The organism is Actinoplanes subglobosus, assembly GCF_042650585.1.
GTDB lineage: Bacteria > Actinomycetota > Actinomycetes > Mycobacteriales > Micromonosporaceae > Actinoplanes > Actinoplanes subglobosus.
On the sequence record NZ_JBHSBL010000006.1, the window covers coordinates 264,911 to 279,974 of the forward strand.

Annotated in this window: 15 protein-coding genes; 9 read left to right on the top strand and 6 right to left on the bottom strand. The window is 70.7% G+C overall.

All coding sequences use genetic code 11. From position 1 onward, the window contains the following. Nucleotides 1-161 precede the first annotated feature (161 nt). Nucleotides 162-512 carry a histone-like nucleoid-structuring protein Lsr2 gene (locus tag ACFO0C_RS07335; RefSeq protein ID WP_378065779.1) on the top strand — a complete coding sequence of 117 codons (351 nt, stop codon included), beginning with the start codon at nucleotides 162-164 and terminating at the stop codon, nucleotides 510-512. A gap of 176 nt (nucleotides 513-688) precedes the next feature. Here the strand turns inward: ACFO0C_RS07335 and ACFO0C_RS07340 are convergent, their stop codons facing one another. The 4 genes from ACFO0C_RS07340 to ACFO0C_RS07355 all read right to left on the bottom strand — a co-directional run bounded on the left by ACFO0C_RS07340 (nucleotide 689) and on the right by ACFO0C_RS07355 (nucleotide 3,898). Beyond that, entirely contained in the window at nucleotides 689-1,567 is an 879-nt protein-coding gene (locus tag ACFO0C_RS07340) for an LLM class flavin-dependent oxidoreductase (RefSeq protein WP_378065780.1), read from the bottom strand. Between the two features lie 15 nt (nucleotides 1,568-1,582). After that, nucleotides 1,583-2,062, bottom strand: coding sequence for a MarR family transcriptional regulator (locus ACFO0C_RS07345; RefSeq protein WP_378065781.1), 480 nt, complete (start codon nucleotides 2,060-2,062; stop codon nucleotides 1,583-1,585). A gap of 77 nt (nucleotides 2,063-2,139) precedes the next feature. Next, on the bottom strand, nucleotides 2,140-3,282 hold the full coding sequence (locus ACFO0C_RS07350; protein ID WP_378065782.1) for a PP2C family protein-serine/threonine phosphatase: 1,143 nt from the start codon (nucleotides 3,280-3,282) through the stop codon (nucleotides 2,140-2,142). Between the two features lie 229 nt (nucleotides 3,283-3,511). Then, nucleotides 3,512-3,898, bottom strand: coding sequence for an ATP-binding protein (locus ACFO0C_RS07355; RefSeq protein WP_378065783.1), 387 nt, complete (start codon nucleotides 3,896-3,898; stop codon nucleotides 3,512-3,514). Between the two features lie 130 nt (nucleotides 3,899-4,028). Here ACFO0C_RS07355 and ACFO0C_RS07360 point away from each other — a divergent pair, with 130 nt between their 5' ends. Both ACFO0C_RS07360 and fgd read left to right on the top strand, forming a co-directional pair. Beyond that, on the top strand, nucleotides 4,029-5,828 hold the full coding sequence (locus tag ACFO0C_RS07360) for a sigma-70 family RNA polymerase sigma factor (protein ID WP_378065784.1): 1,800 nt from the start codon (nucleotides 4,029-4,031) through the stop codon (nucleotides 5,826-5,828). Between the two features lie 45 nt (nucleotides 5,829-5,873). Next, a complete protein-coding gene (gene fgd / locus ACFO0C_RS07365) occupies nucleotides 5,874-6,872 on the top strand; it encodes a glucose-6-phosphate dehydrogenase (coenzyme-F420) (RefSeq protein ID WP_378065785.1) in 999 nt (332 codons plus the stop codon). 76 nt (nucleotides 6,873-6,948) lie between these two features. Here fgd and ACFO0C_RS07370 read toward each other — a convergent pair whose 3' ends face one another. Next, complete coding sequence (locus ACFO0C_RS07370) at nucleotides 6,949-8,295, bottom strand: glycosyltransferase (protein ID WP_378065786.1); 1,347 nt, start codon at nucleotides 8,293-8,295, stop codon at nucleotides 6,949-6,951. Between the two features lie 193 nt (nucleotides 8,296-8,488). Between ACFO0C_RS07370 and ACFO0C_RS07375 the strand changes: the two genes are divergently transcribed. The 5 genes from ACFO0C_RS07375 to ACFO0C_RS07395 all read left to right on the top strand — a co-directional run bounded on the left by ACFO0C_RS07375 (nucleotide 8,489) and on the right by ACFO0C_RS07395 (nucleotide 12,293). Continuing rightward, nucleotides 8,489-9,340, top strand: a complete 852-nt coding sequence (locus ACFO0C_RS07375) for an LLM class F420-dependent oxidoreductase (RefSeq protein ID WP_378065787.1) — start codon at nucleotides 8,489-8,491, stop codon at nucleotides 9,338-9,340. After that, nucleotides 9,337-9,996, top strand: coding sequence for an HAD family hydrolase (locus ACFO0C_RS07380; RefSeq protein WP_378065788.1), 660 nt, complete (start codon nucleotides 9,337-9,339; stop codon nucleotides 9,994-9,996). The genes ACFO0C_RS07375 and ACFO0C_RS07380 overlap by 4 nt, the downstream gene beginning before the upstream one ends. Nucleotides 9,997-10,031: 35 nt before the next feature. Further along, entirely contained in the window at nucleotides 10,032-11,678 is a 1,647-nt protein-coding gene (locus ACFO0C_RS07385) for a sodium:solute symporter family protein (RefSeq protein ID WP_378065789.1), read from the top strand. A 13-nt stretch (nucleotides 11,679-11,691) separates the two neighbouring features. Continuing rightward, on the top strand, nucleotides 11,692-11,952 hold the full coding sequence (locus ACFO0C_RS07390) for a hypothetical protein (RefSeq protein ID WP_378065790.1): 261 nt from the start codon (nucleotides 11,692-11,694) through the stop codon (nucleotides 11,950-11,952). Nucleotides 11,953-12,041: 89 nt separating this feature from the next. Further along, the gene (locus ACFO0C_RS07395; protein ID WP_378065791.1) at nucleotides 12,042-12,293 is read left to right on the top strand and encodes a hypothetical protein; all 252 of its coding nucleotides are present in this window, start codon (nucleotides 12,042-12,044) and stop codon (nucleotides 12,291-12,293) included. 4 nt (nucleotides 12,294-12,297) lie between these two features. Here the strand turns inward: ACFO0C_RS07395 and ACFO0C_RS07400 are convergent, their stop codons facing one another. Further along, nucleotides 12,298-13,383, bottom strand: a complete 1,086-nt coding sequence (locus ACFO0C_RS07400) for a PQQ-dependent sugar dehydrogenase (RefSeq protein ID WP_378065792.1) — start codon at nucleotides 13,381-13,383, stop codon at nucleotides 12,298-12,300. A 93-nt stretch (nucleotides 13,384-13,476) separates the two neighbouring features. Here ACFO0C_RS07400 and ACFO0C_RS07405 point away from each other — a divergent pair, with 93 nt between their 5' ends. Further along, nucleotides 13,477-14,997 (top strand): alpha/beta hydrolase, encoded by a 1,521-nt coding sequence (locus ACFO0C_RS07405; RefSeq protein WP_378065793.1) that lies wholly within the window; start codon nucleotides 13,477-13,479, stop codon nucleotides 14,995-14,997. Nucleotides 14,998-15,064: the final 67 nt, after the last annotated feature.

Below are 15,064 nucleotides of genomic sequence, written 5' to 3' on the forward strand. Positions count from 1 at the left end.
CCGGCCCTCGGCCAACCGGGCTTTGACGGATTCGGCTCCCATTCCCCGTCCCATTCCGATAACCGACGGGAAAGAATTGCCGGATCGCGGTCAGGAGTTGCGCCAAGGACCGGTTGCGCGCCAGACTGGGCGCGGTTGAATTATTCTTCTCGGGAGTCGTTATGGCGCGGCAGGTAATCACCACCCTGATCGACGATCTGGACGGCAACAAGGCGGATCGGACTGTCGAGTTCAGTCTCGACGGCGTCAGCTACACGATCGACCTTTCCGAGGCCAATGCCGGAAAGCTGCGTAAGGCTCTGGACCCGTTCATCAGTGCGGGCACCCGGCTGGGACGCACCTCGCCGGGGCGTATCCCGTCGCGTGGTGCCGCTCCGGTCCGGACCGCCGGTTCCCGTGACGAGAACCGGTTGATCCGCGAGTGGGCGATCAGCAACGGGCACAAAATCTCCGAGCGGGGCCGCATTCCGCAGGAGGTCAGCAACGCCTACCGGGCCGCGCACGGCCGCTGATTCGTGCCGTTCCCGCCGTGCCGGTGCGTTGCCGGCGCGGCGGGTGCCCGCTGCTCCCGGGCCGGCCGGGTGAGAAATCCCACTCGATCTTCGGCGAATCGTTAAGAGTCCGAATTGGACGCGGAAATACTTTCCGGGCGCCGGTCGTCAAGGCGTGACGGGCACCAAAGGCAATCTCAAAGACGCAGTCGGGGCAGTTCGGCGGCCACGGCCTCCAGCACCTTCTCGTCCCCCGCGTACCAGCTCGACTCGCGCGGCCAGTGCGTGATCACGTCGGTGAATCCGAGATCGCTCGCCCGGCCGATCGCGTCGGTGAACGCCTCCACACTGCTCATCGAGAAGATCGGTGACGTGTCGAGATTGAGGTAACGGTCCACCGAGTCCAGTGGCCGGCCGGCCGCTTCCAGCGCCGCGGTGAACCTGTCCCGGAGCACTGTCACCTCTTTCCACCACAGCTCGGCACTGTCCAGATGCTGCGGGCCGGTGGTGACCCAGCCGTCGCCGTGCCGGGCGGCCAGGCGCAGCGCCCGGGGACCGTTGGCGGCGACCACGAACGGCGGCCGCGGGTCCTGCACCGGGCCCGGGACGGTACGGGCGTCGACGGCCGAGAACCAGTCGCCGGACCAGGTGGTCGACGGCTGCCGCAGGAGGGTGTCGAAGAGCTCCAGGAACTCGGCGAACCGGTCGACGCGGGCGCGCGGGGTGAGCTCCGGCTCACCGAGGACCGCCGAGTCGAAGCCGGTGCCGCCGGCGCCGAGCCCGAGGATCAGCCGGCCACCGGAGATGTCGTCGAGAGCGGTGGTCTCCCGGGCGAACCGCACCGGGTGGCGGAAGTTCGGCGTCGCCACGTAGGTCCCCAGGCGGATGCGTGAGGTGACCAGGGCGGCGGCGGTGAGCGTCGGGACCGCGTCGAACCAGGGGCCGTCGATCAGGTCACGCCAGCCGAGGTGGTCGTAGGTCCAGGCGTGGTCGAAGCCCCACTCGTCGGCGAGCCGCCAGCGCCGGCTCGCGACGGCCCATCGCTGGTCGGGAAGGATCACGATGCCGATACGCACTCGGCGAAGCCTACTTCAGGCGCTCTGCCGATCCTCGCGACCCGTACCGTCCGTGGTGGCCGTCTCGAAGGTGGCGGCCGCGGCCTCGAAGGCCTGGAGCGCCCGCAGCAGGTCCTGCCGGGCACCGGCCGGCATCCGCTCCAGGACCTCGGCGAGCGCGGCCTGACGCCGCTCCCGCAGGTCGGCGAGGAGCCGCCGGGACGCCGGGGTCAGCAGGAGCCGGACCTCGCGGCGGTCGCGGGGGTCGGCGACCCTGCGCAGCAGGCCGGTCGCCTCCAGCCGGTCACACAGCCGGCTGCCCGACGACGGCACCACGTCGAGTGCCTCGGCCAGCCTGCTCATGTTCGTGTGCCGGTTCTCGGCGACTATGGTCAGAACGCGCAGCTGGGCGGGCGGCAACATGGGCTGCTGGGCCAGCCGCGCCCGTTCGAGGACGGCCACCAGCGCCTCCACCGACGACTCGACAGCCGCGGCGATCTCGGTGGCACGATCCATCCCGTATCCCCGTCATAGCAAAGTCGGCGGGCCTGTGAACCTCTATGCATACCCGGTCGGGTGCCGCCATAACATCATCAGCGTCGCCAATCCAAGCAGACCATGACCGCGTCATCATCCGGCTCGGCTCCGGCATGGTAGTCACGCAGGCCCCGCATCACCGTACCGACAGCCTCTCCGGCGGGCTGCAACCGTGTCCTGCGAAGTGCGCTGAACAGCCCGGATTCGCCGAAACGGGGGAGCCCGCCGGGTATGGCGGCGTGGACGCCGTCGCTGACGACCAGCATCCGGTCGCCGGGTTCGAGCTGGAATCGCTGGATCTCGTAGTGGGCCTCGCCGAACATGCCGAGCGGCAGCTGCTGCTCCAGCGCGACCTGCTCGACGCCGCCGCCACGGGCGATCAGGCAGTGCGGCGAACCGGCGTCGACGGCGGCCACCGCACCGCTGACCAGGTCGATCTCCAGAAGCAGTGTAGCGGCGTGGACGGCCCCGGTGTAACGGGAGTGCACGGCGTCGGAGGCCAGCTCGGCCTGCTCGACGATGTCGGCGCCGAACCGGCGGGCGTTGCGCATGGCGTTGACGGCGAGCGAGGTCAACAGGGCCGCCTCCATCCCGTCGCCGTGGCCGTTGAGCACGGTGATGGTCAGCCGGTCGCCGTTGAGTGCCCAGTCGAAGTGGTCGCCGCGGACGTCGTACGCCGGCTCGAGCTGCCCGGCCACCAGGAAGCGGTCGTCGCCGAGCGCGCGGCCCGGAAGCAGGTCCCACTGGAGCTCGGCGGCCATGGTGAGCCGCCCCCGGCGGCGGGCCCGGTGGTAGCGGTCGGTGGCCGTCTCGGCGGCGCGCAGCGCGGTCGCCAGGTCGTCGCTGTCGGCGGTGAGACGCTCGGACAGCTCGCCGGAGGGTGGGCCGGGCAGCTCCACCCGGAGCACGCCGATGCGCTCGCCCCAGCTGGTCAGCGGCAGGTGCAGCCGGACCTGGCCGGCCGGGGCGCGCTCGATGCCGGGCTGCCGGCTGGCGAAGCAGCGCATGGCGGCGGTCGTGTCGGTGGTCTCGGGCTCGCCGATCAGGGGGTGCAGACGGGTTCCGGTGAGGTCGGGCATAAGGACCTCGACGGCGCCGGCGGAGAAGTGGCGACGGAGGTGGTCGGCGGCTACCTCGGGCAGACGGTCGGGCGGTGCGGCCCGCAGGAGCGAGCCGAGGGGTGCCGGCTGGTCAGACATTCCAGACTCCTCTCACGAAGCGATGTACAGCGACGACGGCGAGCGGGTGCAGCGACTACGGCGAGCGGGTGCAGCGACTACGGCGAACAGGTGCAGCGACTACGGCGAACAACGACGACAGGACAGCAGGAGGCACAGCGGCGACAGTGATGCCGCAACCGGTTATTTGTTATACGGCAAGCAAATCGCGCCGGGGCACCCACCCAGGGCGACCCGGCGCGACAGGCCCTCAGGCGAAGGACTTCTCGAAGTGGATCAGGCTTCCACTGCGCGGGCTGGAGTGCATGCGCACGTTCTCGCCCAGCGCCCTGATCAGGAGAAGGCCCCGCCCGCGCTCACTGGTCGGTGAGGGGGTGACGTCCGCCGCGGGATCGAAGCCGGAACCGTCGTCCATCACATCGATGGAGCAGCGGTCCATGCCGACGTCCAGGCGAACCTCGAAGCTGTCCGCCCCGGCGGCGTGCTTGACCACGTTGGCGCACGCCTCGGTGAGGGCGATCTCCAGATCGGCGCCGGCCTGACGATCCACGCGGAGGATCGTCAGGGCGCACCGCAACAGCCTGCGCACGGCGGGAACGCTGTCCACCTCGCGGGGCAGATTGAGCTGAACCGACATGCGCATGCCGATTCTGTGCCCGATCACCCGCCCGCTTAACCGTGACGCCGATGACCCGGTCCGGTGATTCGTGTTATCCATGTGGGCCGCGACCGTCTCCCTATGCAGCGGAGACACGGAGTGGAGAGACATGGTGGGACAACCTGACACGGCGACCGTCATCGCGGCCCGCGCCGGCGACCCGGTGGCGGTCGACCGGCTGGTGGCCGGATATCTGCCGCTGGTCTACACCATCGTGGGCCGGGCCCTGGAGGGGCACGCCGACGTCGACGACGTGGTCCAGGAGGTCATGCTCCGGGTGCTGCGCAACCTCGGCGAGCTGCGCGATCCGTCGGCCTTCCGGTCCTGGCTGGTCGCGATCACCGTGCGCCAGGTTCGGGAGCGTTTCCGGGCCCGCCCGCCGGCCGACCAGCTGGACCCGGACCTGCGCGACCCGGGCGCCGACTTCACCGACCTGGCGATCACCCGCCTGGAACTCTCCGGGCAGCGCCGCGAGACCGCCGAGGCGACCCGCTGGCTCGACGACGACAACCGCGAACTGCTCTCGCTCTGGTGGCTGGAGGCGTCCGGCGAGCTGACCCGGGACGAGATCGTCGACGCCAGCGGCCTCGGCCGCCAGCACGCGGCGGTCCGGATCCAGCGGATGAAGGCCCAGCTGGAGACGGCCCGGGCGGTGGTCCGGGCACTGCACGGCCCGCCCTGCGCGGAGCTCACCGGCGTTCTCACCGGCTGGGACGGACATCCCAGCGCGCTCTGGCGCAAGCGCATCGCCCGGCACACCCGCGACTGCCGGCTCTGCGCGCCGGCCTGGCAGAACCTCGTCGAGGCGGAACGGTTGCTGGCCGGCATGGCGCTCATCCCCCTGCCGCCGGGCCTCGCGATTTTCAAGAGTACGGCTACCGGCGCCGTTTCCACGGCGGCGACGGCGGGACCCGCCCCGATCATCGCGAAGGCAGGCGGCGCGGTGGCCCAGAAGGTGCTCGCCGGACTGCTGGCCACGGGAGTCGTGGCGGGCGGCGGCGCGGCAGTCTGGTCGTACAACACCCCGGCGGAGCCGATCACGACGGCGGCCGCCGTCGCCTCACCGCAAGCACCGCCTGCGTCGGCCTCGGCGCCCTCGCCCACGCCGACGGTGACCAAACCGTCGCCGTCCCCCTCGCGATCGTCGGCGCCCGCCGCGCCGCCGGTGGTGAACATCTCCGCCAAGAAGGGCGCCGCGGTCTGGAAGTTCGCCGGGTCGAAGGCGGCGCTCAAGGACGTCGGCGCCTCCTGGTACTACGGGTGGGGCCCGAACGACAACGAGGTGCCCGGGCCGGCGAACGTGGAGTTCGTGCCGATGATCTGGGGCGCCGCCAACGTCACCGACGCGACACTGAAAGAGGTCAAGGCCGAGGGCGACGTGCTGCTCGGCTTCAACGAGCCGGACCTGGCCGAACAGTCGAACATGACCGTCGAGGCCGCGCTGGCCGCCTGGCCCGAGCTGGAGGCGACCGGGATGAAGCTGGTCAGCCCGGCCGTCGCGTTCGGCGGCGACACGGCCGGCGGCTGGCTGGACCGCTTCATGGCCGGCGCGAAATCGAAGGGCCTGCGGGTCGACGCGATCGCCCTGCACTGGTACGGCTCCGACTTCAGCTCCGCCTCGGTCAACCAGTTCCTCGGCTACGTCGACGCCGTGCACAAGCGCTACGGCAAACCCATCTGGATCACCGAGTTCGGTCTGATCAATTTCAGTGGCTCACCGAAATACGCCAGCGACGCACAGAAGGTCGCCTTCATCAAGGGCACCACCGCCGGGCTGGAGAAACGCTCGTACGTCGAGCGCTACGCCTACTTCGGGCTACCTGCCGTGGGCGACAGCGCCGACTTCGGGCTCTACCGCGACGGGGACAGCCCGACCGCGGCCGGGAAGGCGTACCGGGCGGCCGGGTGACCCTTTCCACATCGGAGGCTGCCGGTGCGAGGTTAGTCTTCGTTCATGATTCGGTTCGGGTACAAGGCGTCGGCGGAGCAGTTCGCGCCGGCTGAGCTGCTCAAGTACGGCATTCTGGCGGAGGAGCTGGGCTTCGACTCGGTGTTCGTCAGCGACCACCTGCAACCGTGGCGGCACGACGGCGGCCACGCCCCGGCAGCCCTGCCCTGGCTCGGGGCGTTGGCCGCCCGGACCGAGCGGGTGCTGATCGGGACCAGCGTGCTGACCCCGACCTTCCGCTACCACCCGGCCGTCGTCGCGCAGGCCTTCGCGACCCTCGGCTGTCTCGCCCCCGGCCGCGCCATTCTCGGCGTCGGCTCCGGCGAGTCACTCAACGAGGTGCTGCTCGGCACCCAGTGGCCGGACGGCAAGGAGCGGTTCGCCCGTCTCAAGGAGGCGGTGCTGCTGATCCAGAAGCTGTGGGCCGAGGACCGGGTGACGTACGAGGGGCAGTTCTACAAGACCGAGAACGCCACCATCTACGACAAGCCCGACCAGCCGGTGCCGATCTACATCGGCGCCTCCGGCCCGGCCGCGACCCGGCTCGCCGGGCGGATCGCCGACGGGTTCATCACCACCAGCGGCAAGGGGCACGGTCTCTACACCGACACGCTGCTCCCGGCGGTCACCGAGGGCGCCGAGAAGGCCGGCCGCAAGATCGACGACCTGGACCTGCTGATCGAGGTCAAGGTGTCGTTCGACGACGACATCGAGCGGGCACGCAACGACACCCACTACTGGGGCGCGCTGGCGCTGTCGCCGGAGGAGAAGACCGGCGTCGAGGACCCGGTCGAGATGCAGCGGCTGGCCGACGCGCTGCCGGTCGAGCGGACCGCCACCCGGTGGATCGTCTCGTCCGACCCGGCCGAGCACGCGGCCAAGGTCGCCGAGTATCTGGACATGGGCTTCAAGCACCTGGTCTTCCACGCGCCGGGCCCCGACCAGGAGCGCTTCCTGCGCCTCTACTCGCAGGAGATCCTCCCGCAGCTCCGCGCCCGCACCTGACGCCCAGCCCGCCCGCCGTCCGCCCAGCAGGTCTGACGTCCGGCCGGTCATACGGACGGCGGGTTGGCTGGACGTTTCATACCGAGCGGAGGTGGCCTCGGGTGCCGCCGGAACCGCTGCCCTCGCCGTTTATCACCCGCAGGTTGGGACGGCGGCCGATGTTCAGGTCGGTCTGGCCGTCGCGCCAGCGGCGCCGGTTCGGTGAGTCGGCGTTCGGGCGGTCGTTGCCGGGGCGGCCGGCCGTCGCGCGACGGTCCGGGGTGGTGTCGGTGCGACGGCGGTCCGGGCCGCGGCGCTCGCTGCCACGCCGGCGCTCCGTCATGCCGATGCCGGCGCTGTTCGGGTGGTCCAGGTTCGTGGGGGCGACCCGGTTCGGGGCCGGCCAGCGGCGCAGGGCCGGATCGGTGGGCCGGTGATCGGCACCGGGTCGGCGTGGAGCGTTGACGGTCCCGGCGAAGAACGCGAACCCGGGCCGATCAGAACCGCCGAAAGATGCGAAACCGGACCGTCCTGGGCTGCCGAAAGGTGCGAAACCGGACCGGTTCGGGCTGCCGGAAGGTGTGGCGCCGGGACGATCAGGGCCGCCGAAGCCCGCGGTGGCGGCATGATCCGGGCCGGTGGGAGAGGTGCGGTCCGGCCCGGCGGGCCGCGGGCGGGGGACGCGGCGGTCGGGGCCGGTGGCGGCCGCGACGGTGGGTGCGGCGTCCGTAGCGGTGGAGGGGGCGCGGGAGGTGCCGCCGGTCAGGACGACGATGCTCTCCGCCCCGATGGTGTCGGTGTCGTGGCGCAGGGCCAGGCGTTCCCGGACGATCGCGGCCAGGGCGGCCGGCAGGGCCGCCCCGCCGCGCTGCGGATAGAACTCGACGGGCACCTCGGCGACGCGCAGCCCGGACATCCGGCAGCGGGCCGCGAGCAGTGCCTCGACCTCCCGGCCGTCGCCGCGTGCCGGGTCGGTGCCGGCCACCGGGGGCAGGCCGAGCCGGTCGGCCCGTTCGCGCCGGAAGGCCCGGAATCCGGTGCCCGCGGCGGAGGGGCGGCAGCCCAGCAGCACGCTCATGAACCAGAGCAGGACCAGGTCGGTACGGCCCGCGTCCCGGACTCCTTCGGCCACGTCGGCTCCTTCACCGATCAGCTGGTCGGCGGTGGTGCCAAGCGCTTCGACGAGGCGGGGCAGGTCGGCCGGATCGCACGAGCCGTCGCCGGGCAGCGTCACGACGACGGACCCGGTCGCGGCGGCCACCCCGCAGGCGATCGCGTTGCCGGCACCGTGGCGGGTCTGGCGGATCACCCGGGCGGCCCGGGGGAGGGGCAGGACGGTGTCCTCGTCCGGCCCGACGACGAGAATGATCTCGCCGACCGGGGGCAGTCCGGCGAACAGCAGCGGCAGGCTGGTCACCGAGTCGAGAGGGATCACAACGCTCACGGAGAGTAAGTGCGGCACTGGCATGAAAAACGACTCCCGACTCGGCGGCGTTGCTGAGCCCGAAGCTACCGGGCCGCAACCTGCCTGCACCCTGGCCCTTCGGCTGATGGTGATCATCTACGCGGACCGAACCGGGGAGTGACGGCCCGTGTGCGTCGTCGCGCCGTCACCGACCGTACAAGAATTGGGTAGGGTGATCGATGTGAGAATCGGCCTGCACATCTCCTCCTTCAGTTGGCCCGACGGCGCGCGGCGTCTCGGTCCGGTCCTCGCCGACATCGCCTCCGCCGCCGACGACGCGGGTTTCGACCGGATCAGCGTGATGGACCATGTCTGGCAGATCCATGTGAACGGGCCGCCCGAGATGGAGATGCTGGAGGCGTATACGGCTCTCGGTTTCCTGGCCGCGCACACCAGCCGGGCGCAGTTGCTGACCCTGGTGACCGGTGTCGTCTACCGCGAGCCTGGCCTGCTCGCCAAGGCGGTGACCAGCCTCGACGTGCTCTCCGGGGGCCGCGCGATGCTGGGCGTCGGCGCCGCGTGGAACGAGGAGGAGTCCCGCGGGCTGGGCCTGCCGTTCCCGCCGACCGCCGAGCGTTTCGAGCGGCTGGAGGAGGCGTTGCGGATCTGCCGGCAGATGTTCGACGGCGACGAGACGGCGTTCGCCGGTGCGCACTACCGGCTGGACCGTCTGCTCAACTCGCCGTTGCCGCTGCGGCGCCCGCCGATCCTGATCGGTGGTGGCGGGGAGAAGAAGACGTTGCTGCTCGTCGCGAAGTACGCCGACGCGTGCAACCTGATGAACGACGATGCCCTGCCGCACAAGCTGGACGTGCTGAAACGGCACTGTGACGCGGTCGGCCGGGACTACGACGAGGTCGAGAAGACGGTGCTCTACCGGTTCACCGACGACCTGGCCGAGACCGAGCGTGCGGCCCGCCGGCTCGCCGGTCTGGGGGTGACCGTCATGCACGGTCCGGTCCGTGACTCGTGGCAGAAGACGGCGGATTTCCAGCGGACGGTGGAGGCGGTGGCGGGGCTGTGACGATCGAGGCGGTCGTGTTCGACCTGGACGGGGTCATCATCGACACCGAGGAGGTGTGGGAGGAGGTCCGGCGCGGCTATGTGGCCGAGCACGGGCGGGAGTTCCTGCCCGACTCGCAGGATCGGATGATGGGTATGAGTACGGGGGAGTGGTCGGCGCACCTGGCCGACGAGGTGGGCGTTCCCCGTACCGCTGCGGAGGTCGCGTCGGACGTCCTGGGCCGGATGGCCGAGCGTTATCGCAAGGATCTCCCGTTGATTGCCGGGTCCGTCGAGACGGTCCGGGCGCTCGGCGCGCGGTACCGGCTGGCGCTGGCCAGTTCGTCGGCCCGGGTCCTGATCGACCAGGTGCTGGCGACGTCCGGGCTGACCGGCGAGTTCGAGGTGACGCTCTCCACCGAGGAGGTGCCGCGCGGTAAGCCGGCGCCCGACGTCTACCTGACCGCGGTCGCGAGACTGGGTCTGACGCCGGGGGTCTGCGCCGCCGTCGAGGACTCCAGCAACGGGCTGCGCTCGGCTGCCGCGGCCGGCCTGACCGTGATCGCGGTGCCGCACGGCGTCTACCCGCCGGCCGACGATGCGCTGGCCGGGGCCGCGCTGGTGGTGAAGGCGGTCACCGAGGTGACTCCGGAGGCGGTTTCGAACCTTCATCGATAGGGGTACGTCGCGGGTCACACTCATGGAGGTGGCCCGTGACGGGACTCCGGCTCGACGTGGGGTTCGTCGACTATCTGATTCTGGCGATCTATTTCGTCACCGTTCTCGGCGTCGGGTTCGCGGCCCGGCGGGCGATCAAGAGCAGCGCCGACTTCTTCCTCTCCGGGCGGTCGATGCCGGCCTGGGTGACGGGTCTGGCCTTCATCTCGGCCAACCTGGGCGCGCTGGAGATCGTCGGCATGGCCGCGAACGGCGCGCAGTACGGCCTGATGACTCTGCACTACTACTGGATCGGCGCGGTGCCGGCCATGGTCTTCCTCGGCATCGTGATGATGCCGTTCTACTACGGCTCGCAGGTGCGCAGCGTCCCCGAGTTCCTGCGGCGGCGGTTCAACCGGCCGACCCACCTGTTCAACGCGGTGAGTTTCGCGGTGGCTCAGGTGCTGATCGCCGGCGTCAACCTGTACGCCCTCGCGCTCATCCTCCAGGCGCTGCTGGGCTGGCCGCTCTGGACGTCGATCGTGGTCGGCGCGGCAATCGTGCTGTCCTACATCGTGCTGGGCGGTCTCTCCTCGGCCATCTACAACGAGGTCCTGCAGTTCTTCGTGATCATCGCGGGCCTGCTGCCGATCACCATCATCGGCCTGGTCAAGGTCGGCGGCATCGACGGGCTGTTCGAGAAGGTCCGGCAGAGCCCGCTCGGTGAGGCCGGCCTGCACACCTGGGCGGACACCGGCGGTACGGACAATCCGCTCGGCGCCAGCTGGATCGGCATCGTCTTCGGCCTCGGTTTCGTGCTGTCCTTCGGCTACTGGACCACCAACTTCGCCGAGGTGCAGCGGGCCCTGAGCGCCAAGGACATGAGCGCGGCCCGGCGTACGCCGATCATCGGTGCCTTCCCGAAGCTGCTGATCCCGGCGGTGACCGTGATCCCCGGCCTGATCGCCCTGGTCACGGTGCAGGGGCTGGGCGCCGAGGAGGGCGATCTCACCTACAACAACGCGATCCCGCTGCTGATGCGGGACCTGCTGCCCAACGGGGTGCTCGGGGTCGCGGTGACCGGTCTGGTGGCGTCGTTCATGGCCGGTATGGCGGCGAACGTCAGCGGCTTCAACACGGTCTTCACCTACGACATCTGGCAGGCGTACGTCCGCAAGGACCGGGACGACGCCTACTACGTGCGGGTGGGGCGGATCGCGACGGTCGCCGGCATCGTGGTCGGTATCGGCACGGCGTTCATCGCGGCCGGGTTCGACAACATCATGAACTACATCCAGGCCCTGTTCTCGCTGTTCAACGCGCCGCTGTTCGCCACCTTCATCGTCGGCATGTTCTGGAAGCGGATGTCGGCGTGGGCCGGTTTCTGGTCGTTGTTCCTGGGCTTCCTGTCCGCGTTCGTGCTCTACATCCTGCACCTGACCGAGATCGTGAAGTTCAACTCCGACCTGGAGCAGAGCTTCTGGGGTGCCGGCCTGGCCTTCGTGGTCGCCGTCGGGGTGGCCCTGATCATCACCCCGTTCACGCCCGGCAAGCCCGACGACGAGTTGCGGGGGCTGGTGTACGGCCTGGGTGGTTCGGCCGGTGACACGTTGGCCGCCGACCGGGTCTGGTGGCGCAACCCGGTGCTGCTCGGTGTGGTCGCCGTGGTCCTGGCCATCGTCCTGTACATCCCCGTCTGGTAGAGGAGGAACGACCATGGCGGAACGCAAACTGGCCCGGCTGTTCGACGTGCGACGGGTGATCGGCGGCCTGTTCGTGGTGTACGGCGTGATCGTCACCGTGATCGGCGTCCTCGACGGCCCCTCGGAGCTGGAGAAGGCGCAGGGCGTACGCATCAATCTCTGGATGGGTCTCGGCATGCTGGCCCTCGGCCTGCTGATGCTGCTCTGGCTGCGTCTGAACCCGCCGCCGGAGCCGGACGGCCCGCCGGCGGAGGAGGCGGACCGCGAGGCCTGATTACCGGTTCGGTGTGCCCGGGTTGCGATCGGGTTAGAGGGGGCCCGTGAATCGTCAACCCGGGCCCCGGTCCGACCGATTACCGGGGCATGGAACCACTCGCCTCAATCAGCGGCCTCGCTACCGAGGCCAGCCGTCGGCCCATCGGCTGGCAGGTGCAGCTCCGCGTCGACTATGTCGTCAACAAGGTGATGCAGACGCATCGCGGTCAGTCCGAAGACGTCGTCAAGCAGGCCATCCAGGACCAGCTGCGCGTCTACGGGGTGACCCCCAACAACCGGCAGGTGAGTCAGTACGCGACGGCCATATCGGCGTTGCCTCAACTACCACCCGCCGGCTGAACGTTCACTTCGCCGGGAACCTCAGGATGCGGTCGTCGCCGTCGCGTGCGTCGCCGCGGCCGTCGGTGTTCGACGTGGTCAGCCACAGCGAACCGTCCGGCGCCACGGCGACCGTACGCAACCGTCCGTACCTCCCGGTGAACTCCGCCTTCGTCGAGCCACCGCCGAGCGGCACCGTCCACAGTCGTTCGCCCTTGAGCGCGGCGACGTAGAGGGTGTCGCCGGCCACGGCGGCGCCGCTCGGGGACGCGTCGTCGGTGCCCCACTGCACGATCGGGTTCACATACCGGTCGTCGTCGGTGCGGCCCTCGACCTCGGGCCAGCCGTAGTTCTTCCCCGCCTCGATGACGTTGACCTCGTCCCAGCGGTCCTGCCCGAACTCGATGCCGTACATCCGGCCCTGCGCGTCCCAGGCGATGCCCTGCACGTTGCGGTGGCCGAGACTCCACACCGGCGAGCCCGCCCACGGGTTGCCGGGCGCCGGCCGGCCCTCCGGGGTGAGCCGCAGGATCTTGCCGGACGGGTCGTCCCGGTCCTGCGAGCGGGACTCCTCACTGGCGTCGCCGGTGCCCACGTAGAGCATCCCGTCCGGGCCGAACGCGATCCGCCCGCCGTTGTGCCGCCCGCCCCGGGTGATCCCGTCGAAGATCACTTCCGGGTCGCCGCCGGACAGCTTGAACCGGACGATCCGGTTGTCCTGGGCCGCGGTGAAGTAGGCATACACCCAGTCGTCGCGCACGGCCAGGCCGAGCAGGCCGCCCTCGCCGCCGGACTCCACGCCACGCACCCGGTAGACCTCGCGCGGCTCGCCACCCGCCACGATCTCCAGGATCCGGCCGGTGTTGCGCTCGGCCACCAGTGCGCTCCCGTCGGGCCGGAAGGCCAGGCCCCAGGGCACGTCGATGCCGGTGGCGACGGTCTCCGGTGCTGCCAGATCGGGCGTCCCGGCCGGGACCGACGGCGCGGGGGTCACCGCCCCGGTCACCGACGGGATCGGGGCGACGGTCGGCGGGGCCGCGGAACCGTCGGAGGAGCAGGCGGTCAGGACGGCCAGACCGGCTGCCGCGGCGGCGAGTCGCGTGATGGTCATCTCTCCACCGTGCCACGGCCGCCGCGCAACGGCATGCCTCGTCTGCGGTAAATGATGTTGTTTGCCGGAATCCCCCGGTGGATCCGGACCAAGATGGGACCGGTGCGAGCTTTGGGACAGCCGGTCACGGCCGCGATCCTCACCCTCACCACCCTTCTGGGGTACGCGCCACAACCGGCCCTGGCCGACCGGTCCATCGGCGCGCCGCCCCGGGTTCTGCGGTTCGATCCCGCCGTCGGGCCGATCCGCTGGTCGACCTGTCCCGAGGACGACGAAGTCCAATGCGGCCTGATCCGCGTGCCGGTCGACTGGACCGTGCCGTCCGGCCCGCAGATCGACGTCCAGCTGGCCCGCAGCCCGGCCGGCGACCCGGCCCGCAAGCTCGGCGTGCTCATGGTCAATCCGGGCGGCCCCGGTGTCTCGGCCGTCAACCTCGCGCTCGACCACGACTACTTCGGCGCCGAGATCCGCCGCCGTTTCGACATCGTCGGCATCGACCCGCGCGGTGTCGGCCGCAGTGCCCCGATCCTGTGCGACCAGGACCTGGTCGACGCGAAACCGCCGCCGCTGTACGCCACCGAGGCCGAGTTCCAGCGGGCCGAGGAGTACAACCGGCGGCTCGCCGCGGACTGTGCCGGGCGCAGCGGGCCGGTCTACGAGCATGCCGACACGATCAGCGTGGTCCGGGACATGGAAGCCGTCCGGATGGCCCTCGGCACCGACCGGATCAGCTTCTTCGGCGCCTCCTACGGCACCCTGCTCGGCCAGCTCTACGCCGAGCGCTACCCCGAACGGGTCCGCGCCCTGGTCCTGGACAGCGTGATGGACCACAGTGCCGGCGTCGACGCGTTCCTCACCCAGACCGCCGACGCCGTGCAGGGGGCGTTCGACCAGTTCGTGGCCTGGTGCGCGCGGGACGACCGGTGCGTGCTGCGCGGGCGGGACATCCCGGCGATGTGGGCCGAGCTGATGCGGCGGGCCACCGCCGGTGAGCTGGCCGACCCGTACGACCCGCCGTCCCGGATCGACACGTGGGAACTCATCTCGGCGGCGTTCAGCGCGTTCTACGACCCGCAGTGGTACTCGTTCGCCCACTACCTGGAGGAGGCGTACGACCCGGAGCCCACCGCCGGCGGCCGCCGCGCCCTCCCGGTGCTGGAGGACCTCACCCCGCACAGCTTCCCCGCGGTCATCTGCCAGGACTGGTCACTGCCGGTCGGCGGCTTCACCGGGTACCGGGACCGGCTCCGCGCCCTGGCCGCCCGCGCACCGCAGATGCGCGCGTCGCCACTGGCGCTGACCGCCGTCTCCGGGTGCCTCGGCCGGTCCGCCGCCCCGGTCAACCCGCAGCGGCCGATCCCCGCGGCGGCCGGCCCGGTCCTCGTCGTGAACTCCCGTTACGACCCGGCCACCGCCTACCCCTGGGCGCAGCAGGTGGCCCGGCAGCTCGGCCCGTCCGCGAGGCTGCTCACCTATCAGGGCTGGGGACACGTCGCCTACAAGCACAGCGACTGCGTGAGCGCGGCCGTCGACCGGTACCTCACCGATCTGGTGCTGCCCGCCGACGGGACGAGCTGCCCGGCGGTCGAGCCCAAGCCGTTCGGTGTCGGCTGACCGTTGCCTTCCACCGGCCCGGCCGGGTAGGCAGAGATGGATGACCGGCTATGTCCAACCTGGAGGA

Excerpts from the sequence above, each read along its gene's own strand:
- ACFO0C_RS07390 (WP_378065790.1), top strand. The coding sequence starts at position 11,692 with ATGGCGGAACGCAAACTGGCCCGGCTGTTCGACGTGCGACGGGTGATC.
- ACFO0C_RS07360 (WP_378065784.1), top strand. The coding sequence starts at position 4,029 with ATGGTGGGACAACCTGACACGGCGACCGTCATCGCGGCCCGCGCCGGC.
- ACFO0C_RS07395 (WP_378065791.1), top strand. The coding sequence starts at position 12,042 with ATGGAACCACTCGCCTCAATCAGCGGCCTCGCTACCGAGGCCAGCCGT.
- ACFO0C_RS07350 (WP_378065782.1), bottom strand. The coding sequence starts at position 3,282 with ATGTCTGACCAGCCGGCACCCCTCGGCTCGCTCCTGCGGGCCGCACCG.
- ACFO0C_RS07355 (WP_378065783.1), bottom strand. The coding sequence starts at position 3,898 with ATGTCGGTTCAGCTCAATCTGCCCCGCGAGGTGGACAGCGTTCCCGCC.
- ACFO0C_RS07405 (WP_378065793.1), top strand. The coding sequence starts at position 13,477 with ATGGGACCGGTGCGAGCTTTGGGACAGCCGGTCACGGCCGCGATCCTC.
- ACFO0C_RS07345 (WP_378065781.1), bottom strand. The coding sequence starts at position 2,062 with ATGGATCGTGCCACCGAGATCGCCGCGGCTGTCGAGTCGTCGGTGGAG.
- ACFO0C_RS07400 (WP_378065792.1), bottom strand. The coding sequence starts at position 13,383 with ATGACCATCACGCGACTCGCCGCCGCGGCAGCCGGTCTGGCCGTCCTG.
- ACFO0C_RS07335 (WP_378065779.1), top strand. The coding sequence starts at position 162 with ATGGCGCGGCAGGTAATCACCACCCTGATCGACGATCTGGACGGCAAC.
- fgd (WP_378065785.1), top strand. The coding sequence starts at position 5,874 with ATGATTCGGTTCGGGTACAAGGCGTCGGCGGAGCAGTTCGCGCCGGCT.